The following is a 20886-nucleotide window of genomic DNA, read 5'->3' on the forward strand; positions in this document are numbered from 1 at the left end:
CGTCCGGCGACCTCGGAGCGCGACCTCTCGATCGGCGGCCAGTGCGATCCGGGCGAGCGCCGGTTCAGAGGCGGGACGGTGTTCCTGCACTACCGGACGCGCTGATCAGCCCCGGCACGCAGGACTGCCAGGAAACGCCGGAACACCGAACCGGCAACCGACGTCGGTGACTGCTTCCAGTCGCTCCACCGGATTCCTCACCTCCAACGCAGGCAGCAGCCCGCCCTGCAGGAGTGCGCTCTTGGTCGCCGGCATGGTGGCCTTGGCATCGAGGGTCCCGCGGGTTCGTGCGAACTCGACCAGTTCGTCGTAGACCATCGACAGCGCCGCCTCGGTGGTCTGGTCCTCCGACTCGAGCCCGCCGAAATCCACACCGGTCTCGTACTCGTGGCGGACCGCGTGCGGGCCCTGGTCACAGGTGGGTTTGTTCAGATCGATGCGAAACTCCGGCCGGTCCGGCAGCGGTGGGGTGATCGTGCCTGCGTCGGTGCAGACATGGTGCGAGATGCGATCGCCGAGTGCATGGATGTAGATGCCGATCCGCGCATTCCAGGAATCGTCACCGATCCAGGAGTCGAATTGCGACGACCGAACCTGGTCGGAGATGACCTGCTCTCCGGTGACGTTGTTGAACGGGATGGAGATCGGGGTCTGCACGCTGTACACGCCGTTGATCTGCGCGGGCTGACTGTCCCCGTAACACGATGTGCCAGTGGCATAGTCGCCGTTGGCCGAGAGATTGGTGAAGCCCCCGGTGCACAGCGGGGCGCTGCTGCCAGGCCCGGCCATCGCCCACCGCCGCACGTGCGTGAGCATCACCTCGTGCGCGGGATCGTCGACATCGGGTCGCAACCCGTTGGGTTGGGGATCGAGCGGTCCCCGCATCGTCGGCAGGAAGTGATAGAGGAACCCGCCGGTGGCGAAATGCGTGCGCACGAGGCCGCTGATGTCCTTGGTCGTCGATGCGTCGGCGTCGGCGACGAGTTGGCCGTTCATGTCCCGTGCCGCGAAGATGCCCAGGTCTGTCGCTTCGTCGTACGCCGCGATCCAATACGCGTCCCTCACCGAGAAGCCGACGGCGCGGGCGATGATGTAGGTGGAGTCGGCGTGCACGAGGCTGCGCCCGCCGAGCGGTTGACGCAACGTGTAGCCGTAACGCACGAACGCCTCGAGTCCGCAGATCGGCCCGTTCGGGTCGTCGGGCGGACACGAGGGCGGCAAGGGCGCACAGCTGTGCGGCGGGGCGCCGCCCACGGTGTAGCAGATGTCTTCGGCGAAGCCGTGCGCCTGCGGCGGTGCGACAAAAATCGCAGCGGCGGCCAACGCCAGCGCCACCGTGGCCGATCTCCGAATGTGTCCATTCATCGACAAGCGCCTCTCCGGTCGCCCCGTTGATCCAGGCTAGCATCGACGCAGCAGCTCGGAGCTCGATTCCGCAGGTCGGAGCCCCTCGCTGCCCGAGGTCGTGGCGGGCGCGCGCCGTCTTCGTCACCTTTCCCGAGTCAGCCTGCGGCGGAGCCGAGTCGGGCCGCCCGCGCCCGCAGATAGTCCCGTTCGGGGATGCTCGTGGTCTTGCGGGCGGCGGATCGGTAGAGCACCGCGGCCTCGTCGAGGTCGCCGGTCAGCTCGAGCAGATGGGCGCGGACCGCGTCGGGGCGGTGCGAACGAGCGAGCCGCGGCTCGTCGTCCAGGGTGTCCAGCAGCCTCAGTCCAGCCCGGGGCCCGTAGACCATCGCCGTCGCCACGGCACGATTGAGCGTCACCGCGGGATTGTCGGTCATCGTCTCGAGCAGGGTGTAGAGGCCGAGTATCTGCATCCAGTCGGTGGTTTCGGCGGTGGGCGCCTCGGCATGCAGCGCGGCGATGGCGGCCTGGAGTTGGTAGGGGCCCAGTGCCGTTCGCGCCATCGCGCCGGTGACGGCGTCGATGCCCTCGTCGATCGCGTCGCGGTTCCACAGGCCGCGGTCCTGCTCGGCCATCGGGATCAGCAGTCCGTCGGCGGTGCTGCGCGCCGGCCTGCGCGCATCGGTGAGCAGCATGAGCGCGAGAAGGCCAGCCACCTCACCGTTTTCGGGGACTGCGGCTCGGAGCAGGCGGGTGAGGCGGATGGCCTCGGCCGACAGTTCCACGCGATGCAGGTTCGGGCCCGAGGAACTGGTGTACCCCTCGTTGAAGATCAGGTACAGCACATGGAGGACGGCGTCGAGTCGCTCCGCCCTCTCGTCTTCCGGTGGCAGCTGGAAGGCGGTGCCGGAACGCTTGATCTGGGCCTTGGCTCGGCTGATGCGTTGGCCGATTGTCGATTCCGGTGTGAGCAGTGCCGTGGCGATCTCGGCGGTGGTCAGCCCGCCCACCGCGCGCAGGGTGAGCGCGACCTGTGACGCGCCGCTCAACGCGGGGTGGCAGCACATGATCAGCAGCGACAACGAGTCGTCTTCGCGGCCCGATGGGCCGATGTCGGCCGGTGGCGCGAGCAGTTCGTCCGAGGGGATTCGCGCGACCGCGCTGTCCTCGCGGCGCCGGCGGGCCTGCTCGCTGCGAAGCTGATCGATCATGCGCCTCGACGCGACCCGGATCAGCCAGGACCGGGGATCGGCTGGCACGCCCTCGTGCGGCCACTGCAGCGCCGCCGCGAGCAGTGCCTCCTGCACGGCGTCCTCGGCCATGTCGAAGTGGCCGTAGCGTCGCACCAGCGCGCCCAGCACCTGCCGCGCGAGATCGCGCAGCAGGTGCCCGAAGGTGACTTCGTCCATGGTCTTTCAGACGTCGGCGGGGTCGCCTTCCATCACCGGTCGTAGTTCGACGGTGTCGCCGACCGCCTCGACGATCCGTGCGGTGATGGCGAGTGCGCGATCGTGCGTCGCGCATTCGATGATGGAGAAGCTGGCGAGTACCTCCTTGGCCTCGGCGTACGGACCGTCCGAGGCGATCGGCGTCCCGCCCACCTTGCGTACGGTCGTGGTCAGCGACGGATCCGAGAGTCCCTGTGTCATGACCAGTTCGCCGGAGTCGGTGAGCTCGCGCTCGAGGTTCTCGTAGAACGCGCACATCGCCCGGAACTCCGGACTCGTGACGTCCACCGCGTCCCAGTCCGCCTGATTGGTGTACGCCAGCAGCATGTACTTCATCGGGTGTCCTCCCTCGGTCTTCATCGCTGCGCTGTCCTGGTCATCGTCGACGGGTAGCCGCCGCCTCCCGGATAGACCCATTCACCGTCGAGGACGGTGTCGTCCTCATCGAAGGTCCCACGGAAGTATGCGGGCGAGCCCTTCGCTCCGCCCCAAATCGTCAACGTGTCGCCGGCGAGTTCGTAGACGTAGTCCAGGGTGTTGCCCTGACTGTCGTAGAACCGGGACGCGACGTCTGCGCCCGGTTCCTCACCGAAGGGGCGGAGGTTGCCGATGAATTCCGTGCCGGTGATCGACTCGCCGAACTGTTCGAGCTCGACCTGCTGGATCAGGAAGTAGCGGCCCTCCATCCATGAGTAGGTGACGGTTCCTTCTGCTCCTCCGGTGACGTCCCAGGTACCCACGAGCCGGCCGAGGCGCTCGAGTTCCGCCGAGGGGGCCTGCACCTGCTGGGTCATCTCTTGCTCGCTCATCATTGATGTCCTTTCGATTGTTCTTCGGAACGCTCGTCGAGAAGTTCAGGAGAGTTGGTAGCCGGTGGTGCGCAACAGGTCCGCAGCCACAGCCGAGACCCAGGTCCAGCCGACGACCGCGGCCGCTGCGAGAGCGAGGGTGAATCCGTCGCGACCCATCAGCAGGTCGGGTGCCAGCAGTGCGACGCCCACGATCGCGCTGTAGATGCCCCACCCGCGTCGGCCCGCGCGGAAGTACCGGCGCGCCAGCACGATGCACGCGGCTATCAGCGCGAGGAACGCGAACACCGGGGCGATGCTGTGGAGAATGCCGTGCATCGTCGGGTCGGACGTCCCGGCTGTGGTGGCGGGGAATCCGTCCATCGGGTCGGCCACGAACACTCCTGCCCACACCGAACTGAACCCGAAGAACCCGATCAGCCTCGGCGCCCACGTCCGGCCGATGCCGGTGGTGATCGCCCGCCTCATCCCGACGGCGCCCGCGACGAACAGCACTCCGGAGATGACGAAATTCGCGATCTGCAGCCATCCTCCGCTGCCCAGGCTCAGCAGGCTGAGCGGATGGCGGGTCAGGTCGAACCCGTCGCGGGTCACCACCTGCGCGGCCGAGACCGCGAGGTAGGTCGGGCCCGCGGCCACCCCGCAGGCCAGCAGGCGCCGTGTCGTGGCGGTCCGGCCGGCGACGGAGTGCCCGGCAGCCGTTGTGCGATCGATGGTGGTCATCGCTTCGTCCTCTCGTCGTAGTTGGTCCTTCACGGCTACCTCGGAGCCGAACGACGGGCTTCGACACGAGAGGGCGAAGAATTTTCTGCGGGCAAAAGGCCTGCTCGGGCGCCTCACGCCTGGGGCGCCGAGCGGGTGAGGTTGTTCACAATCGGCCCGCGCGCGTGACGGGAACTCACCGAACTCCTGCGATAGTGACCCCATGATCGAGATTCGCCCCGCAACGCCCGCCGACTACGACACCGTCGGCGACCTGACCGTCGATGTGTACGTGGACGGTGGATTCGTTTCGGATACGAGCGCGTACGTGGCCCGCCTGCGCGATACCGCGACCCGCGCCGAGCAGGCCGAGGTCGTGGTGGCCGTGGCCGGTGACGAGATCGTCGGTTCGCTCACGATCGCGGAGCCCGGGACCCCCTTCGCCGACGTCGCGGAGCCGGGCGAGCTGGAGTTCCGGATGCTGGCGGTCTCACCCGCCGCACGCGGCAAGGGCGTCGGCTCGGCGCTGGTGAAGCACGTACTGGACGCGGCCTACGACCGCGGGCTCGAGCGCGTGGTGATCTCGACAGAGGCGGACATGGTCGACGCCCGCCGGATCTACGACCGCAACGACTTCGTCCCTGCGCCGCAGCGTGACTGGGAACCGGTGCCCGGTGTCCCGCTCACCGTGCTGGTGCGCGAGTTCGTCTGAGTCACCTGTCCGGCCGGGCTGCCCCGGCAGTGAGCTAACCCAGCACCGTCGCCACGATGCCTGCCAGGTAACCGAGCCGCGCGACCTCGGACGGCCGGAACTCCGGTCCACCCGGGCGGCCGAGCAGCAGCGCCTGGCCGGAGTGCCCGAGCGGCGCCGCCGCGAGCGTGGTGTTCATGTCCTTCCACACCGTCGGCACCCAGTCGGCCTCCCCGTCGAGGGCGGTCGGCTTCGCGAGCGGCATCCAGGGGGCCTCCCCAGCGTGGGTTTCGGGTGCTCCCGAGCTGCCGACCACTCGGAATGTCCCGTGTGAGCCGATGCCGATCACCGTCGCCCAGCCGACCCGCAGCACGCGGGGGGCACCCTCGACGAGGACCTGGAGCCGGTCGTCGGTTGCGGTGGCGACCTGGTCGATCAGCTCGAGTTCGCGGTGTGTGTCGAGGATTCCGGTGTACGGCCGGATCGAGTCGACGCGGACGCCCGCCAGTTGCTCCGCCGCGGTGAGGAGGGTGTCCGGCAGCGAGCCGTGCGCCACGTCGACGACGAGATCGTCCACGGCGTACCCGGCGCCCCGCTCGACCACGTCGAGGGACAGGATGTCGGCCCCGACCGAGCCCAGTGCGACGGCCAGCGAGCCCAGGCTTCCTGGGCGATCGGGGAGCTGGACACGCAGGAGATACGACACGGGTGTTCCTTCGGTGGCGGGTGGTCGGGGAACTGGGGGTTCGCCGTGACCCCATCCTTGCACCGACGGCGGTCTGTGCGCCGCCCGGACGTGTCCGCGAATTCGCCCGTGCGCCGCGGACTCCCAGCTCGACGCGGATCGGTGACACGCCCGACACCGGATCGTTCCGTCCCGGAAATGAAGTGCCGCAGCTCGCTCCGGTCGCTCGCGCCGAGCTCCGGTGCCGCCTCTGGCTGCGGCCGCCCGGCGCCGACGCTCTAGGCTAGGGGCGATCGCTGTCTCCGACCTGAAAGGGGCCCACGCGGTGCCTGCCATCTCCCGTGACGAGGTCGCCCACCTCGCCCGGCTGTCCCGGCTCGCGCTGTCCGACGCCGAACTCGACGAGTTCGCCGGTCAGCTCGACTCGATCATCAGCCACGTCAAAACGGTGGCCGAGGTCGCCACGGACGATGTGCCACCCTCCGCGAACCCCAACGCGATCACCAATGTCACCCGCCCGGACGTCATCGTGCCCGGGCTCACCCCGGAGCAGGCGCTCTCCGGCGCGCCCGCCGTCGAGCTGGACCGTTTCGCCGTGCCGCAGATCCTGGGGGAAGAGCAGTGACCGCCGACCTGACCGCGTTGGACGCCTCCGTCCTCGCCTCGAAGATCCACGCCCGTGAGGTGTCCTCGGTCGAGGTCACCCAGGCGCACCTGGACCGCATCGCCGCGGTCGATGGTGAGATCAACGCCTTCCTGCACGTGGCAGGCGAGCAGGCGCTCGCCGCCGCCAAGGCGGTGGACGACGCGCTCGGCTCCGGGCAGGCGCCCGCCTCCGCGCTTGCCGGTGTCCCGCTCGCGCTCAAGGACGTGTTCACCACCACCGACATGCCCACCACCTGCGGATCGAAGATCCTCGATGGCTGGGTGTCCCCGTACGACGCGACGCTGACCACCCGGCTGCGCGAGGCGGGCATCCCGGTGCTCGGCAAGACCAACATGGACGAGTTCGCGATGGGCTCGTCCACCGAGAACTCGGCCTACGGGCCGACCCGCAATCCATGGGACACCACCCGCATCCCGGGCGGCTCCGGCGGCGGCTCGGCCGCCGCGCTCGCGTCCAACCAGGCGCCGCTGGCGATCGGCACGGACACCGGCGGATCGATCCGTCAGCCCGCGGCCGTGACCGCGACCGTCGGCACCAAGCCCACCTACGGCACGGTGTCCCGGTTCGGACTGGTCGCGTGCGCGTCGTCACTGGACCAGGGCGGGCCGTGCGGTCGAAGCGTCCTCGACACCGCCCTGCTGCACGAGGTGATCGCCGGCCATGACCCGCGCGATTCCACCTCGGTGAACGCGCCGGTCCGTCCGGTGGTCGAGGCCGCCCGTCGGGGTGCGAGTGGCGACCTCAAGGGTGTGCGCGTCGGCGTCGTCAGGGAATTGCACTCGGACAGTTACCAGCCCGGCGTCATCTCCTCCTTCGACGCGGCCGTCAACCAGCTCACCGAGCTCGGTGCCGAGGTCGTCGAGGTGTCCTGCCCGAGCTTCCTGCACGCGCTCGCGGCCTACTACCTGATCCTGCCGAGCGAGGTCTCCTCCAACCTGGCGCGCTTCGACGCGATGCGGTACGGCATGCGGGTCGACAACGGCGACATGAGCGCGGACCAGGTGATGGCCGCGACCAGGGCCGCCGGATTCGGCAAGGAGGTCAAGCGCCGCATCATGATCGGCACCTACGCGCTGTCCTCCGGCTACTACGACGCCTACTACGGCTCGGCCCTCAAGGTCCGCACGCTCATCGCCCGTGACTTCGACAAGGCCTACGAGTCGGTCGATGTCCTGGTCTCGCCGACCAGTCCGTTCACCCCGTGGAAGCTGGGGGAGAAGGTCGACGACCCGCTCGCGATGTACCTCTCCGACCTGTGCACCCTGCCGACGAACCTGGCCGGGCACTGCGCGATGTCGGTGCCGTCGGGCCTGTCGGCGGACGACGGGATGCCCGTCGGGCTGCAGATCATGGCTCCGGCGATGGCCGACGAGCGGCTCTACCGGGTCGGCGCGGCCTACGAGGCGGCCCGCGGCCCGATCAAATAGCGCTGCACAGTTCGCGTCAGCGCGAGAACCAGCGCTTGTGCCGGTCGGCCGCGAATTGCTTCTTCTCGGCGGCCAGTTCGACCGACGGCCCGAAGAACGGGGCGACAGGTGCGGGGCCGGAGAGGAAGTCGGCTTCGACCTTCCCGACGAGTCCGTCGCCGAACTCGATGTAGCACGAACCCCGGCCACGGTAGTTCTCCGGCGGCGGCGATCCGTGCAGGGCGGCGACGATGCCGGCCGCGACGGTGCGGGCTGCGTTCTCGGCGAACACGCCTGCGCGCGCGACGGGAGCGTCCGCGCAGTCCCCGACTGCATAGACACCCGGATACGGGGTGGCGAGCGTGGCCGGGTCGACGTGGATCCAGCCATCCGCTCCGCCCTCGGTCAGGCCCGACGCCTCGACGACCGTCGGGACCGTGTGCTTCGGGATGCCGATGAACAGGTCGTATCCGAGTTCACCGTCATGTGTCGCGGCGGTATGGGCGTGCGGGTCCAGTGAACGCACCCGCGTCCCGGTCGTGTACTCGATCCCGCGCTCGGCCATGGCTCCGGTCAGCGCGGCGTTGGTGCCGGGCGACACCGGGACGGGCGAGTCCATCGGGGTGATCACGTGCATCCGGGTGGTGTCGCGCAGACCTCGGCGGACCAGTTCGTTGTGCAGGAGCAGGGCGCCCTCATACGGGGCGGGCGGGCACTTGAACGGGACGCTGAGAATCGAGAGCAGCACGGTGCCGCCGGTGAAGGCGTTGAGGCGGGCGCGGAGTCGGCAGGTGCCCTCGATCGAGTAGAACTCGTGCCCGTCCTCCACGAACCCCGGGGTCGCGGCCTGGTCGTAGTCCGCGCCCAGCGCGACGACGAGGATGTCCGGCTCGTACTCGGAACTGTCGGTGATGACGCGGCGGCTCCTCGGGTCGATCGAGGTCACCGTCTCCTGCCGGAACTCGACGCCCGGCCTGGTGAGGTCGGCGTACGGAATCCGGACCGATTCGGGCGCTCGGTCCCGGAACAGGATGTCGATCTTGGAGAATCCGAAGGTGAACGAGTCGTTCTGGTCGACGACGGTCACCCCGATCTCGTCGGGTTGTGACTCGGACAGGCAGGCGGCCAGCTCGAGTCCACCGAACCCGGCGCCGAGGATCAGCACGGTGTGCATTCATCAACGGTCCTCCGAGTGGGGTGCCGAGGCAAGCGTGCGCCCGCTAGGGCCAGACGAACTCGGGGTCCGCCTCGTAGTCCGCGCGGCGGGCGGCGAGGGCCATGTTCACCATCTGATGGGCGCCGGTGCCGATGATCTGGCGCACCGGTGGGTTCGGGTTGTTCACCAACTCGAGGAGGGCGGCGGCGGCCTCGGCTGGCGGGGCGTCGACCCACTCGGGATCGGCGTCCTCCGGCTCTGACTGCGGCGAAGCGCCCGGGTCCGGGTACGCCGCGGTGCCCAGGATGGCCAGGCGGGCGCCGTCGTATGCGGGATTGGCGTTCGCGAATCGCATGCTCGAGCGCGCCCAGTCGGTGTCGAAGCCGCCGAGCTGAGCCATTGTCACCGAGATCCCGAACGGGCGGAGCTCCTCGGCGGCCGACGCACTGAAGCCCTCGAGCGCCCACTTGCTCGCGTTGTAGAGACCGAAGGTCGGCATCGCCCCGACCGCGCCGACGCTGGAGATCTGGACGATGTGACCCGAGCCCTGCGCCCGCAGCTGGGGTATTGCCGCCTGGGTAACCCACAGGGCGCCAAAGAAATTCGTCTCCATCTGAGCCCTGGCCTGTTCCTCCGACACCTCTTCGACTGTGCCCATCAGCCCGTAGCCGGCGTTGTTGACGACGATGTCGATCCGGCCGAATGTGTCGACGGCCCGCGCGACCGCGTCGGCTGCGGCGCTGCGGTCGGTCACGTCCAGGGGCAGCACGGCCAGGCAACCCGGGTGTGCGGCCTCCAGATCGCGGAGGGCCGTCGTGTCGCGGGCGGTGGCGACCACCCGATCGCCGGTTGCGAGGGCGGCGGTGGTGAAGGCGCGGCCGAGTCCGCGTCCGGCGCCGGTGATGAACCAGGTGCGGGGTCCGGTGGTGGTGATGGTGACCTCCCATTGTTAGCGAGACGCTCCGTCTCGTGAGCACACTTTGGCACTCGCGTCGGGTTGTGTCAAGACGCAACGTCTCGTCTCGCTGCTATGGTGGGCGAATGACACCGAAGCCCAAGGTCGTGCCGGCACGCCGCAGTGCGCGCGCGCGGTCGGCGATACTCGCCGCCACCGCGGAGTTGGTCTTCGAGGTGCCGTACGGGCGGCTGACCATCGAGGCGATCGCCGCACGGGCAGGCGTGGGCAAGCAGACGATCTATCGGTGGTGGCCGACCAAGGGCTCGGTCCTGTTCGATGCGCTGCTCGAACTGTCCGGCGGGCCGGACGGCGTCACGCTGCCCGACACGGGAGACCTCCGCGCCGATCTCGGGCTGTTCCTGCGCGCGACCGTGGCGGAGATGGCCGAACCGCGGTTCGACGCCTTCCTTCGGGCGCTCATGATCGAGATCCAGTCGGACGCGGACCTCGCCGCGACCTATCGGGAGCGGCTGCTCGCGCCGCAGCGCCGCGCGATTCTCGAGCGGCTCCGAATCGGGGTCGATTCCGGTCAGCTGCGGGAGCGCGTCGACCTGGAGGTCGCGGTGGACCTGCTGGTCGGGCCCGTCCAGACCCGCTGGGCTCTCGGGCTGGGTGGCCTGACCGAGGACTACGCGGAGTCCCTGCTCGACCTGGTTCTGGAGGCTCTGCGCCCGCGCTGACCCGAACTGTGCGTGATTTCACCCTCATTGGGGTGCAACGCGCGCACGGGCGGCGCAGCCGCGGTCGGGGAGCGCGGTGCCCTGGTCGGTCCCGTATCGATGACCGTGGCCGGCCGGGGCGTCCAGGGCCGAGAGCAGGTCGACGCTGGTCTGCACGAAGCTGACCACCGGGAGCCAGGTCGGCCGCGGGGCGTCGGCCCTGGTCTGGTCCAGCGCAGGCGGGCGCAGCAGCAGCCGCGGCGACCAGCGCACCACCGGATCGGACGAGTTCGCCAGCACCACGGCGCCCTCGGTTCGGGACGATCCGGCGGGCGGGCCGGCGTAGAGGGCGCCGCAGGCCCGCTCGCGCAGCCCGGCGTCGCGGAGGATCGAGCTCGCGCCGACCGCTCCGAGGCTCTGCCCATAGACGTGCAGACGGGGTCGCGCGTCCGCGGGCAGTTGGGCGAGCCGATCCGACACCGCGGTGAACAGCGCCCGCGCGGACTGCTCGGCGGCGTCGCGATCGAACAGGAAGGTCACCCAGCTGGGCGCACTGGAGTACTGCACGCCGACGAGGGCGACGTCGCCGCCGAAGCGCTGCTCGAAACCCCGTGCGGCGCTGCCGTCGATCCACCCTGACCCGGTGGGCACGGCCACCACGATGTCGGACTTGCGCAGGCCGCCGCCGCGCTCCAGCTCACGTACGGCCAGCCGCACCCGGGCGTCCAGGTCGGGCGCGTTGTCGAGGCCGACGTAGGTGCGTACCGCGCCGGTGGCCCCGGCGCCCGCGACGAACTTGCGTCCCTGCGCGCCGAGCGAGTCCCAGGACGTCAACGAGTCATGGCTTCCGGATATCGAGGGTGAATCCGGTTGCCGCAGTGCCGTATCGATGGTCGAGTTCGCGGAGCTGTACGAGTGGGCGCGCGACTGCCAGAGCGCCGGTCCCGCCCAGAACTGCGTCGTGAGCACGAGGGCGACGACGACCGCCGCCGACCGGATCCGGCCCAGCCGGCGGCTGCACGCGGCCACGGCGGTCGCCCCGGCCGCCAGCGTCAACGCGATCGCACCGCCGCCCGCGACCACCTGCGCCCAATGGCCGCCGCCGATGGTCGGCACGCCCATCGCGACGCGCAGCGAGTCCTGCCAATGGTCGGCGAGCAGCATCGCCGCGGTCGCCGTCAGCGCACCGGCCAGCAGCACCAGCAGCCGGGCGGAGTCCCGCGACGGCGCGGGCCTGGCGAGCCCGCGACGCCGAGGCCGGTGATGCCACGCACTCGCGACGCCCCAGCCGAGCGCCGCGAGCAGTCCGGTGAGGATCGCCTGGACCACGGCGCTGCGCGGGAGCAGCGAGGGCGCGAGCGAGACCACGACCATCGAGGTGACGGCGACGCTGGTCAGCACGCGAGGCAGCGCGACGGTCGCGGCGACATCGGCGGTGGCCGCGGGCCGTTCGATCACGGCGGTCATGCGAGCACCGGCGCCTTCACGCGCCGGCTCAGCGCGACCCCGCCGACGATCAGCACGGCGCCCATGCCGCCCGCGAGTGCGTACCCGGTCATGGGCTCGGGCCGCGGCGCGACGTAGCCCTGGCGCCAGGAGTTCGAGCTCACCGCCGTGGTCGCGATATTGGCCATCACGTAGCAGGAGGCCCGCGCCGCATCGGCGGGGCGCGCTTCACAGGCGCGATGCATTCGCCGATCCAACTGCGTATCAAGGCTTTTGCGTGCCCAGGGTCCAAGTGTTGCGCCGCGACGGTCCGCGTAGCGGAGCAGGTCGTAGCCGAGATCGTGCGCCTTGCAGGCGGTCTCGAACTCCCTGGGCAGGGTGACGGGGGAGGAGCAGTCACCGCTCGGGTTCACCAGCATCCCCGACTCGACGGCGGGGCGGTATCCCATCGTCGCGGCGAAGTCGGCCGGTATCGACGCCACGGGCGCGTGGTCGGCAGTGGTGATCGAGGCGATCGCGGCCGCGGCGGGCGTGTTCTCGCGCGCCTGCTCCGCCGTGGCCGGGTCGGCCATCAGGGTGGTCGTCATGGCGGCGGCGGCCGCCACCGCGAGTGCTGTCCAGGTCGTTTTCCGCATGTGAAGGACGCTAGAAATCGGCCCTACCCAGGCACATCACCCCGCAGCGTGGTTCTCGGGTTCCCGCGGAAGTGGCATCGGCATGGTGCTCTCATACCGTGGTGCCGCGCGGATCTCACCCCGCAGTATGAGGACTTTCCGGACCCCGGTTCCTACTGTTCTCAGTGTGAGTAAGACACAGCGTGCGCTCAAGAAGGCCACGAACCAGGCCGCCGTCGCGGCCGCGCCGAGGCTCCGGCGGCTGAGCTCCAGCCAGTGGGTGGACATCTTCATCGTGCTCGTCACGGGCGTGTTGTTCGCCATCGCCTGGCCGACGCTGCAGCTGACCCACCACGTGCCCGCAGGCGTGCAGCCGGTGATTGCCGGCCTCGCCGCGCTGCCACTGCTGCTCATCCGCGCGAATCCCGCACTGGGGTGGGCGATCTCGTCGGGGGGCGCGCTGGTGATCCCGATCGTCTTCGACCGCGTCGACGGGTATGACTTCCCGTGGCAGGTGGTCCATGTGATGGTCCTGGTGGCGCTGCTGGTCGCGGTCAGCCTGCGGGCGCCGATCCCGGTTGTTGGCGTGGCCTGGGTGTCGACGGTCCTCCTGTTCCTCGCCGACGCGCCCGGTCAGGACGGTCGGGGCTGGGCGGTCGGATTGACCGCACTGGTGCTGTTCGGGCTGCTGATCCGCTGGCTGGTGCTCTCCCGGCGACAGCTCGCCCGGCAGGAGGAGGTCAACGAGGTCGAGCGGGCGCGTCGCGCGATCCTCGAGGAGAAGGCGCGCATCGCCCGCGACCTCCATGACGTCGTCGCCCACCACATGTCCCTGGTCGTCGTGCAGGCACAGAGCGCGCCGTACCGGATCGACGATGTCTCGCCGGCCGCGCGTGCCGAGTTCGAATCGATCGGGGCCACCGCCCGCGACGCGCTCAACGAGATCAGGGGCATGCTCGGGGTGCTCCGCAGCGACGGCCAGCTCGCCGAGGATGCCCCGATGCCCGGGCTCGACCGGATCGATGAGCTGGTCGCGGGCAGCAGGAGGGCGGGCATGCAGGTCCACCTGGACCGAGCGGAAATGCCTGCGCGACTGTCGGACTCGGCGGGGCTGACGGTGTACCGGATCCTGCAGGAGTCGCTGTCCAACGCCGCCCGGCACGCGCCGGGGGCGCCGGTCCGCGTCGTCCTCGGCCGGGACGGCGGCCTCGCCACCCTGGCGGTGGTCAACGATCCGCCCGCCGGTGCGGGTCCCGCGGCCGTCGCCGATCCCGCAGGCGGGCACGGCATCGCCGGCATGCGCGAACGGGCGCAGTCGGTGGGCGGGACGCTGACCGCGCAACCGCGCCCGGACGGCGGGTTCGAGGTCAGCGCACGGGTGCCGGTCCTCCCCGGGGCGGCGGTGTCGAACGGACGCGTCGCCCCGGCATAGGCTGACCGGGTGGCGATCACGGTGTTCATTGCGGACGATCAGGCGATGGTGCGCCAGGGTTTTGGCGCGCTTCTCGGCGCGCAGCCCGATATCAGCGTGGTCGGCGATGCCCCGGACGGACAGGTCGCCGTCGACGAGGTGCTGCGGCTTCGCCCCGACGTCGTACTGATGGACGTGCGGATGCCGCACCTGAACGGGCTCGAGGCGGCCCAGAAGATCCTGTCGGTCTCGTTCGAGAAGCCCGTGCGGGTGCTGATGCTCACCACGTTCGACATCGACGACTACGTGTACGAGGCGCTGCGCGTCGGGGCCAGCGGGTTCATGCTCAAGGACGCCCCGGCGGAGGAACTGATCCGCGCGGTCCGGGTGGTGGCGGACGGGCAGGCCCTGCTCGCGCCGACCGTGACCCGCCGGCTGATCGCCGACGTCACCAGCAGGCGCGCGCCCGTGCGGCGGGAGCCGGCGCAACTGGCGGCGCTCACGCCCCGCGAACGCGAGGTGCTGGAACTGATCGCCCGCGGGCTGTCGAACATCGAGATCGCGGAGTCGCTGTTCGTCGCCGAGCAGACCGTCAAGACGCACGTCGGCAAGGTGCTCGGCAAGCTGCATCTGCGCGACCGCGCGCAGGCCGTGGTGTTGGCGTACGAGAGCGGGCTGGTCACGCCCGGCTGACTCGTCGACATGCTCGAACCGGAGGGTGCGGGCAGTATGCAGTGGGACACTGAGCGCATCCACCTGCACGCAGAACAGGGGATTGACGATGACGACGATCGGCATTCTCACCAGCGGCGGCGACTGCCCCGGCCTCAACGCGGTGATCCGGGGCGCCGTGCTCAAGGGCTCCGAGGTGCACGGGCAGGAGTTCGTCGGGTTTCTCGACGGGTGGCGTGGTCTGGTGGAGGGCGACGCGGTGCCGCTGGACCGCAGCCGCGTTCGCGGACTCTCGCACGAGGGCGGCACCATCCTCGGCACCAGCCGCATCGGGCCGTTCCAGGGACCGGGCGGGGGAGCGGCGAACATCGCCCGCACCCTCGAGCGGCTCGGGGTGGACGCGGTCGTCGCCATCGGCGGGGAGGGCACCGCCGCCGCCGCGCAGCGGCTGTTCGACGAGGGCATCAGGATCGTCGGGGTTCCGAAGACCATCGACAACGACCTCGACCAGACCGACTACACCTTCGGGTTCGACACCGCGGTCGAGATCGCGACCGAGGCGATCGACCGGCTGCGGACCACGGGCAACTCCCACAAACGCTGCATGGTGCTCGAAGTGATGGGGCGCAACGCCGGGTGGATCGCCCTGCATTCGGGGACGGCGGGCGGCGCGCACGCGATCCTGATCCCCGAACACCCCGAGAGCATCGAGCAGATCTGCGTGTGGGTGAACAGCGTCCGGGAGCGCGGGCGGTCCCCGATGGTCGTCGTCGCGGAGGGCTTCACACTCCCGGACATGGCGCAGGCGCACTCGACGAAGGGGATGGATGGCTACGACCGTCCCCGGCTCGGCGGGATCGCCGAGCTGCTGGCCCCGATCATCCAGGAACGCACCGGAATCGAGACCAGGGCGACGGTGCTGGGCCACATCCAGCGGGGCGGCGTCCCGACCGCGTTCGACCGCGTCCTCGCGACCAGGCTCGGCATGGCGGTCACCGACCTGGTGGCGGACGGGCGGTGGGGCCACATGGTGGCGCTGCACGGAACCGAGATCGTCCGGGTGGGCTTCGACGAGGCGTTGGTCGATCACAAGTCGGTGCCCGCTCACCGCTATCAGGAGATGCGCGTCATCTTCGGGTGAGTCCGCCTCGGGCGGCCCGCGACGTGGCCGACCTGCTGCTGCCGAAACGGGGCGCATAAACTCGTGACCATGACTGCAGCCGGCCGGGTGGCGACAAGTACTGACCTTCTCGACTACGACGAGGTGCTCGCTCGGTTCGAGCCGGTCATGGGCATGGAGGTGCATGTCGAGCTGCACACCGCGACGAAGATGTTCTGCCCGTGCCCCACGACCTTCGGCGCCGAGCCGAACACCCAGGTGTGCCCGGTGTGCCTGGGCCTGCCGGGCTCGATGCCGGTGGTCAACGAGGCCGCGGTCGAGTCCGCGATCCGGATCGGGCTCGCGCTGAACTGCTCGATCACCCCCTGGGGGCGGTTCGCGCGGAAGAACTACTTCTACCCGGATCAGCCGAAGAACTACCAGATCTCGCAGTACGACGAGCCGATCGCCACCGAGGGCTACCTCGACGTGGTGCTCGACGACGGCACCACCTGGCGGGTCGAGATCGAGCGCGCGCACATGGAAGAGGACACCGGCAAGTCGCTGCACGTCGGCGGCGCCACCGGCCGGATCCACGGCGCCAGCCACTCGCTGCTCGACTACAACCGCGCGGGCGTCCCGCTGGTGGAGATCGTCACCAAGACGATCTCCGGTGCGGGCGAGCGCGCCCCTGAGGTCGCCCGTGCATACGTGACCGCGCTGCGCGACCTGCTCAAGTCGCTCGACGTGTCCGACGTCCGGATGGACCAGGGCTCGATGCGCTGCGACGCCAACATCTCCCTGATGCCGATCGGCGCGAAGGAGTTCGGCACCCGCACCGAGACCAAGAACGTCAACTCCCTCAAGAGCGTCGAGGTCGCCGTCCGATACGAGATGCGCCGCCAGGCCGCGGTGCTCAGCTCCGGCGGCGAGGTCATCCAGGAGACCCGCCACTTCCAGGAGGCGGACGGCACCACGTCGGCCGGTCGGCGCAAGGAGACCGCCGAGGACTACCGCTACTTCCCGGAGCCGGACCTCGAGCCCGTCGCGCCGAGCGCCGAATGGGTCGAGGAGCTGCGCGGCACGCTGCCCGAGCTGCCGTGGATCCGGCGCGCCCGCATCCAGGCGGACTGGGGACTCTCGGACGAGGAGATGCGCGATCTGGTGAACTCCGGCGCGCTCGAGCTGGTCATAGCGACCACCGAGGCAGGCGCGCCCGCGGCCGCGGCCCGGTCCTGGTGGGTGGCCTACCTCTCGCAGCAGGCGAACACCCGTGGCGTCGAGCTGGCCGAGCTACCGATCACCCCGGCGCAGCTCGCCCGCGTGATCGCGCTCGTCGCCGACGACACGCTGGCGAACAAGCAGGCCCGTCAGGTCGTCGACCACGTTCTCGCCGGTGAGGGCGACCCGGATGAGGTCGTCGCCGCCCATCCCGAGCTCGTTGTGGTCCGCGACGACACCCTGATCAAGGCTGCCGTCGACGAGGCCCTCGCCGCGAACCCGGACATCGCCGAGAAGATCCGCGCCGGGAAGGTCGCCGCCGCGGGCAAGATCGTCGGCGATGTCATGAAGGCGACCCGGGGCCAGGCCGACCCGGCCCAGGTCAAGGACATGGTCATCGCGGCCTGCTCATAACGCCACCTCCGCGCCGAGAGTGCACCTCTCGACGCTCGCTCTCGGGCGACGCCCCGGCAAGTGCACGCTCGGCGAGCGCCGGGCGTGGGGCTGACCCTGCGCGGAAGTATGCGGGGCGGCAAGCATAATCAGCGCATGCCTTCGGTCGGTGCCTCCCTGTTCTGGATTGCCCTGTGCGCGGTGATCGCGCCCCTGCTCGCCGGGCTGGTGCCGCGCAAGCTGGTGCCGGAGGTCGTCCTGCTGCTCGTCGCCGGCATCGTTGTCGGCCCGCACGTTCTCGATCTCGCGGTCACGGGCAGCGAGATCGAGCTTCTTCGGGAGCTCGGTCTCGGCATGCTGTTCCTGCTCGCCGGCTACGAGATCGACACCGATGAGCTGACCGGTCGCGGTGGGCGTCGGGCCCTGATCACCTGGCTGGCATGCTTGGGGCTGGCCTTCGCGGTGGTCGGGCTGCTCGGCATGACCGGCGCGATCGACGCAGAGATCGCGGTGGCGATCGCCCTGACGTCCACCGCCCTCGGCACGCTGCTGCCGATCCTCAAGGACAGCGGGATGATCAACACCCGGCTGGGCAGGACCATCCTCAACCACGGTGCGTTCGGTGAGCTCGGACCGGTCGTCGCGATGGCGATCCTGCTGGGCTCGCGCGGTGCGGGCGCATCGCTGATCGTGCTCGCCGTGTTCGCGGCGCTGGCGGTGGCAGTTGCGTTCATCCCGCGAGGACTGCGGCGCGAGGGGTCGAAGCTGGCCTCGATCATCCGGCTCGGATCCGAGACCACCGCGCAGACGACGGTGCGGTTGACGATCCTGCTGCTGGTCACGCTCTTCGCGCTCGCGACCATCTTCGATCTCGACATCATCCTCGGCGCCTTCGCCGCCGGCTTCATCCTGCGGCGCGCGATGCCGTCGGGCGACGAGAAGCTGGAGGCGAAGCTGGACGGGCTGGCGTTCGGCCTGCTCATTCCGATCTTCTTCATCACCTCCGGGATGGCGATCGACGTCAAGGCCGTGGCGGCCGCGCCCGGCGTCCTGCTCGCGTTCCTGGTGTTGATCCTGCTGGTGCGTGGGCTGCCGGTGTACTTCGCGGAACGCTTCGACCGGGGGCCGGAGCTGAGGGATCCGCCGCCGACCAGGCGCGAGCGCGGTCGGGTGGCGCTGTACGCGGCGACCGGACTGCCGCTGATCGTCGCGGTCACCGAGGTCGCGGTGAACGCCGGGCAGATGTCCGAGTCCAACGCCTCGATCCTGGTCGCTGCCGGCGCGATCACCGTGCTCGTATTGCCGCTGACCGCTTCGCTTCTCGCACCGAAGACGGCGAAGGTGCCGAAACCGGTGCCGTCCGACAGCGCCGGGTAGCCGAGTGTGCACCTACCGGCGCGTTCGCCGAGTGCGGCGACGGTAGGTGCACTTTCGACGGGGTCAGTCGAAGCCGCCGCCGCCCTGCGGTGCGGGGATCTTCACCACCCGGTCGTCGTTCGGGCCGGGCTCACCGTCGGTCTTGTTGACGGTGGACGCCCAGATCATGCCCTCGGCGCCGAGCGCGGCGGCGCCGAGCCTGCCATAACGGTTCTCGGCGATCAGCGACGGCGCCGCCGTCACCGCCCCCGTCTGCGGATCGGTGCCGAGCACCGCCAGCGCCTTGCCCGCGGTCAGCGCCACGGCGACGGCACCGCCGCCAGCCGCGCAGCCCGCGACGCCGGGACGGTCCGGCCACGTCCAGACGGGGACGCCCGCGGCACCGTTCGGCGCGACCTTCTGCAGTCGGTCCTCGAGTACCGTTCGATCGGTCACCCAGATGGTCTGGTCGGTCGGGTCGACGCAGACATCGCCAGCACCGCCGATGCCCGACAGCGCGATCTGGGGGAATGGCTGCGATCCGGGAGGCCCGGGCGTCAGCGCCGTCACCCGGAGCAGCTTGCCGGCGAGCGAGCCGGGATCGGTTGCGGCGGTGGGATTTCCGGCGTCGCCGGTGAGCACGAGTAGCTCATTCGGGCCAGTGAAGGCCAGGGCTCCGGCGTTGCCGACGGGGCCGCGCGGGATGCCGGTCAGCACCTCCTTGGGAACGTCGCCTGCCGCGATGCGCACCACCCGGTTATCGCCGGGGGTGGAGATGTACGCATACACCAGGTTGTCCTCGACGAAGGTGGGGGACAGCGCGACGTCGAGCAGGCCGCCGTCGGAGGAGCCGTCCACGTCCAGGCGGGCGAACTCCTCGGGGGCCTTGCCGGGCGCGACGCGGAGGATGCGGCCGGTCCGGCGCTCGGTGACCAGGGCCGAATCGCCGCCGGGCAGCATGGCCATTCCGCCGGTGCTGTCGAGGCAGGTGGCCACCACGGTGGGGTCGGGATCCCGGCAGGGTGCCGGTTCGAAGGTCGGGAGGGTCGCGCCGGGGCTGGTGGGGGGCGTGCCGGGCGGTCGCGGCCGGACCTCTCCGCCGGCGTCGAAGGTGGGCGCGGGGGTGAACGGGGTGGTGGCCGAGTCGTCGAACCGGGCGCAGCCCGTCACCGCGACGACGATGCCCACCGCCGCCAACACCCTGACCCGACTCGCTCCCATGACTGCAAACGGTACGGAATCCGGTGCGGGCGGCGCCACGTCGGTCCGGTGCGGCGCGCCGGGCAGCGTATCCGCCGCTCGCCCTTACGCTGTCCCTCGTGACAGCGAAGCAGCAAGAGAACCCGGACCGTGATGGCACCGAGCGCACCGCCTCCAGTCCGTTCGACCTGCCGACCGAGCAACTTCCCACGTCATTCGGCGGTGCCCTGCCCGTTTCCGACGAGGACCTCGGGCTGATGCCCACCGAGCAGATCCCGACCTACCGCGGCAGTACGGCCGACGAGGTGTATGCCACCGAGGAGTTGCGGTTCTCGGATCCCTCCGAGCCGATCGTGGCGTCCGCCTTCACCTCTCCGGCCCCGCAGGCGTTGCCGGAGACGATCGCACCCGAAATGCCCTCGGGGCGAGGCACGCTCGACCTCGGGCTGCTGGTACTTCGTGTGGGTCTCGGCACCGTCGCCCTCTTCCACGGGCTGCAGAAGCTGTTCGGCTGGTGGAATGGTCCCGGGCTCGACGGCTTCGAGACGACGCTGTTCGACGCAGGCTTCGAGCAGGCCCGGCTGCTCTCGATCCTGGGTGCGGTGGGTGAGGTCGCGGCGGGCGCGCTGCTGATCTTCGGCCTGGCGACTCCGCTGGCGGGCGCCGCGGTGCTCGCGGTGCTGATCAACGCGTGGTGCGTCCGCCAGGTCGCGGATCCGGGCCTGCAGTTCTTCGCGCCGTCCGGCGTCGAGCACGAGACGATGCTGGTCGCCGCGGCCGTCGCGGTGGTGCTGACCGGTCCGGGCCGATTCTCGGTGGACGGCGGTCGCAAGTGGGCCACCCGACCGCACATCGGTTCCGCTCTCGCGCTGATCCTCGGCGTCGCGGGCGGCGTCTGCCTGTGGATCTTCCTCAACGGGGCGAACCCCCTGATCTGAGTGGCCAGGGG

21 protein-coding genes are annotated in these 20886 nt (G+C 70.2%); 10 read left to right on the forward strand and 11 right to left on the reverse strand.

Going from position 1 to position 20886, the window contains the following annotated elements; translation table 11 throughout:
- Nucleotides 1–105: 105 nt before the first annotated feature.
- The 5 genes from ACFXMV_RS12900 to ACFXMV_RS12920 all read right to left on the reverse strand — a co-directional run bounded on the left by ACFXMV_RS12900 (nt 106) and on the right by ACFXMV_RS12920 (nt 4324).
- The gene (locus tag ACFXMV_RS12900) at nt 106–1365 is read right to left on the reverse strand and encodes a hypothetical protein (RefSeq protein ID WP_378498213.1); all 1260 of its coding nucleotides are present in this window, start codon (nt 1363–1365) and stop codon (nt 106–108) included.
- A gap of 137 nt (nt 1366–1502) precedes the next feature.
- Nucleotides 1503–2753: an RNA polymerase sigma factor gene (locus tag ACFXMV_RS12905; protein ID WP_378498212.1), complete on the reverse strand. Its 1251-nt coding sequence runs from the start codon at nt 2751–2753 to the stop codon at nt 1503–1505.
- 6 nt (nt 2754–2759) lie between these two features.
- On the reverse strand, nt 2760–3152 hold the full coding sequence (locus tag ACFXMV_RS12910; protein ID WP_378498211.1) for a YciI family protein: 393 nt from the start codon (nt 3150–3152) through the stop codon (nt 2760–2762).
- Nucleotides 3149–3601: a hypothetical protein gene (locus tag ACFXMV_RS12915; RefSeq protein ID WP_378498210.1), complete on the reverse strand. Its 453-nt coding sequence runs from the start codon at nt 3599–3601 to the stop codon at nt 3149–3151. Before ACFXMV_RS12915 ends, ACFXMV_RS12910 begins: the two co-directional genes overlap by 4 nt.
- Nucleotides 3602–3646: 45 nt before the next feature.
- The gene (locus ACFXMV_RS12920; RefSeq protein ID WP_378498209.1) at nt 3647–4324 is read right to left on the reverse strand and encodes a DUF998 domain-containing protein; all 678 of its coding nucleotides are present in this window, start codon (nt 4322–4324) and stop codon (nt 3647–3649) included.
- Between the two features lie 202 nt (nt 4325–4526).
- Here ACFXMV_RS12920 and ACFXMV_RS12925 point away from each other — a divergent pair, with 202 nt between their 5' ends.
- On the forward strand, nt 4527–5015 hold the full coding sequence (locus tag ACFXMV_RS12925) for a GNAT family N-acetyltransferase (protein WP_378498208.1): 489 nt from the start codon (nt 4527–4529) through the stop codon (nt 5013–5015).
- 34 nt (nt 5016–5049) lie between these two features.
- On the opposite strand, the gene ACFXMV_RS12930 is transcribed toward ACFXMV_RS12925, so the two are convergent.
- On the reverse strand, nt 5050–5700 hold the full coding sequence (locus ACFXMV_RS12930; RefSeq protein ID WP_378498207.1) for an amino acid-binding protein: 651 nt from the start codon (nt 5698–5700) through the stop codon (nt 5050–5052).
- A gap of 304 nt (nt 5701–6004) precedes the next feature.
- Here ACFXMV_RS12930 and gatC point away from each other — a divergent pair, with 304 nt between their 5' ends.
- Both gatC and gatA read left to right on the forward strand, forming a co-directional pair.
- On the forward strand, nt 6005–6304 hold the full coding sequence (gene gatC / locus ACFXMV_RS12935) for an Asp-tRNA(Asn)/Glu-tRNA(Gln) amidotransferase subunit GatC (RefSeq protein ID WP_378498206.1): 300 nt from the start codon (nt 6005–6007) through the stop codon (nt 6302–6304).
- Entirely contained in the window at nt 6301–7773 is a 1473-nt protein-coding gene (gene gatA, locus ACFXMV_RS12940) for an Asp-tRNA(Asn)/Glu-tRNA(Gln) amidotransferase subunit GatA (RefSeq protein WP_378498205.1), read from the forward strand. Before gatC ends, gatA begins: the two co-directional genes overlap by 4 nt.
- Before the next feature lie 16 nt (nt 7774–7789).
- Here gatA and ACFXMV_RS12945 read toward each other — a convergent pair whose 3' ends face one another.
- Together ACFXMV_RS12945 and ACFXMV_RS12950 are read right to left on the reverse strand one after the other, a co-directional pair.
- Complete coding sequence (locus tag ACFXMV_RS12945; RefSeq protein ID WP_378498204.1) at nt 7790–8926, reverse strand: NAD(P)/FAD-dependent oxidoreductase; 1137 nt, start codon at nt 8924–8926, stop codon at nt 7790–7792.
- Nucleotides 8927–8972: 46 nt separating this feature from the next.
- Nucleotides 8973–9842, reverse strand: a complete 870-nt coding sequence (locus ACFXMV_RS12950) for an SDR family NAD(P)-dependent oxidoreductase (RefSeq protein ID WP_378498221.1) — start codon at nt 9840–9842, stop codon at nt 8973–8975.
- A 107-nt stretch (nt 9843–9949) separates the two neighbouring features.
- On the opposite strand from ACFXMV_RS12950, the gene ACFXMV_RS12955 reads away from it, so the two are divergent.
- On the forward strand, nt 9950–10546 hold the full coding sequence (locus tag ACFXMV_RS12955) for a TetR/AcrR family transcriptional regulator (RefSeq protein WP_378498203.1): 597 nt from the start codon (nt 9950–9952) through the stop codon (nt 10544–10546).
- Nucleotides 10547–10570: 24 nt separating this feature from the next.
- On the opposite strand, the gene ACFXMV_RS12960 is transcribed toward ACFXMV_RS12955, so the two are convergent.
- Nucleotides 10571–11992: an alpha/beta-hydrolase family protein gene (locus tag ACFXMV_RS12960; protein WP_378498202.1), complete on the reverse strand. Its 1422-nt coding sequence runs from the start codon at nt 11990–11992 to the stop codon at nt 10571–10573.
- Nucleotides 11989–12606 (reverse strand): hypothetical protein, encoded by a 618-nt coding sequence (locus ACFXMV_RS12965; protein WP_378498201.1) that lies wholly within the window; start codon nt 12604–12606, stop codon nt 11989–11991. The genes ACFXMV_RS12960 and ACFXMV_RS12965 overlap by 4 nt, the downstream gene beginning before the upstream one ends.
- 166 nt (nt 12607–12772) lie before the next feature.
- On the opposite strand from ACFXMV_RS12965, the gene ACFXMV_RS12970 reads away from it, so the two are divergent.
- From ACFXMV_RS12970 to ACFXMV_RS12990, 5 genes are all read left to right on the forward strand, one after another.
- Nucleotides 12773–14017, forward strand: coding sequence for a sensor histidine kinase (locus tag ACFXMV_RS12970; protein ID WP_378498200.1), 1245 nt, complete (start codon nt 12773–12775; stop codon nt 14015–14017).
- Nucleotides 14018–14026: 9 nt separating this feature from the next.
- The gene (locus ACFXMV_RS12975; RefSeq protein ID WP_378498199.1) at nt 14027–14689 is read left to right on the forward strand and encodes a response regulator; all 663 of its coding nucleotides are present in this window, start codon (nt 14027–14029) and stop codon (nt 14687–14689) included.
- Nucleotides 14690–14777: 88 nt separating this feature from the next.
- Nucleotides 14778–15809 (forward strand): 6-phosphofructokinase, encoded by a 1032-nt coding sequence (locus ACFXMV_RS12980; protein ID WP_378498198.1) that lies wholly within the window; start codon nt 14778–14780, stop codon nt 15807–15809.
- A 69-nt stretch (nt 15810–15878) separates the two neighbouring features.
- Nucleotides 15879–17402, forward strand: a complete 1524-nt coding sequence (gene gatB / locus ACFXMV_RS12985) for an Asp-tRNA(Asn)/Glu-tRNA(Gln) amidotransferase subunit GatB (RefSeq protein WP_378498197.1) — start codon at nt 15879–15881, stop codon at nt 17400–17402.
- Between the two features lie 135 nt (nt 17403–17537).
- Nucleotides 17538–18758, forward strand: a complete 1221-nt coding sequence (locus ACFXMV_RS12990) for a cation:proton antiporter (protein ID WP_378498196.1) — start codon at nt 17538–17540, stop codon at nt 18756–18758.
- Nucleotides 18759–18821: 63 nt separating this feature from the next.
- Here the strand turns inward: ACFXMV_RS12990 and ACFXMV_RS12995 are convergent, their stop codons facing one another.
- Nucleotides 18822–19958, reverse strand: a complete 1137-nt coding sequence (locus ACFXMV_RS12995) for a PQQ-dependent sugar dehydrogenase (RefSeq protein ID WP_378503283.1) — start codon at nt 19956–19958, stop codon at nt 18822–18824.
- 98 nt (nt 19959–20056) lie between these two features.
- Between ACFXMV_RS12995 and ACFXMV_RS13000 the strand changes: the two genes are divergently transcribed.
- Nucleotides 20057–20875, forward strand: a complete 819-nt coding sequence (locus ACFXMV_RS13000; protein WP_378498194.1) for a DoxX family protein — start codon at nt 20057–20059, stop codon at nt 20873–20875.
- Nucleotides 20876–20886 lie beyond the last annotated feature (11 nt).

The sequence above is a fragment of the Rhodococcus sp. NPDC059179 genome, assembly GCF_042754885.1.
GTDB lineage: Bacteria > Actinomycetota > Actinomycetes > Mycobacteriales > Mycobacteriaceae > Rhodococcus_G.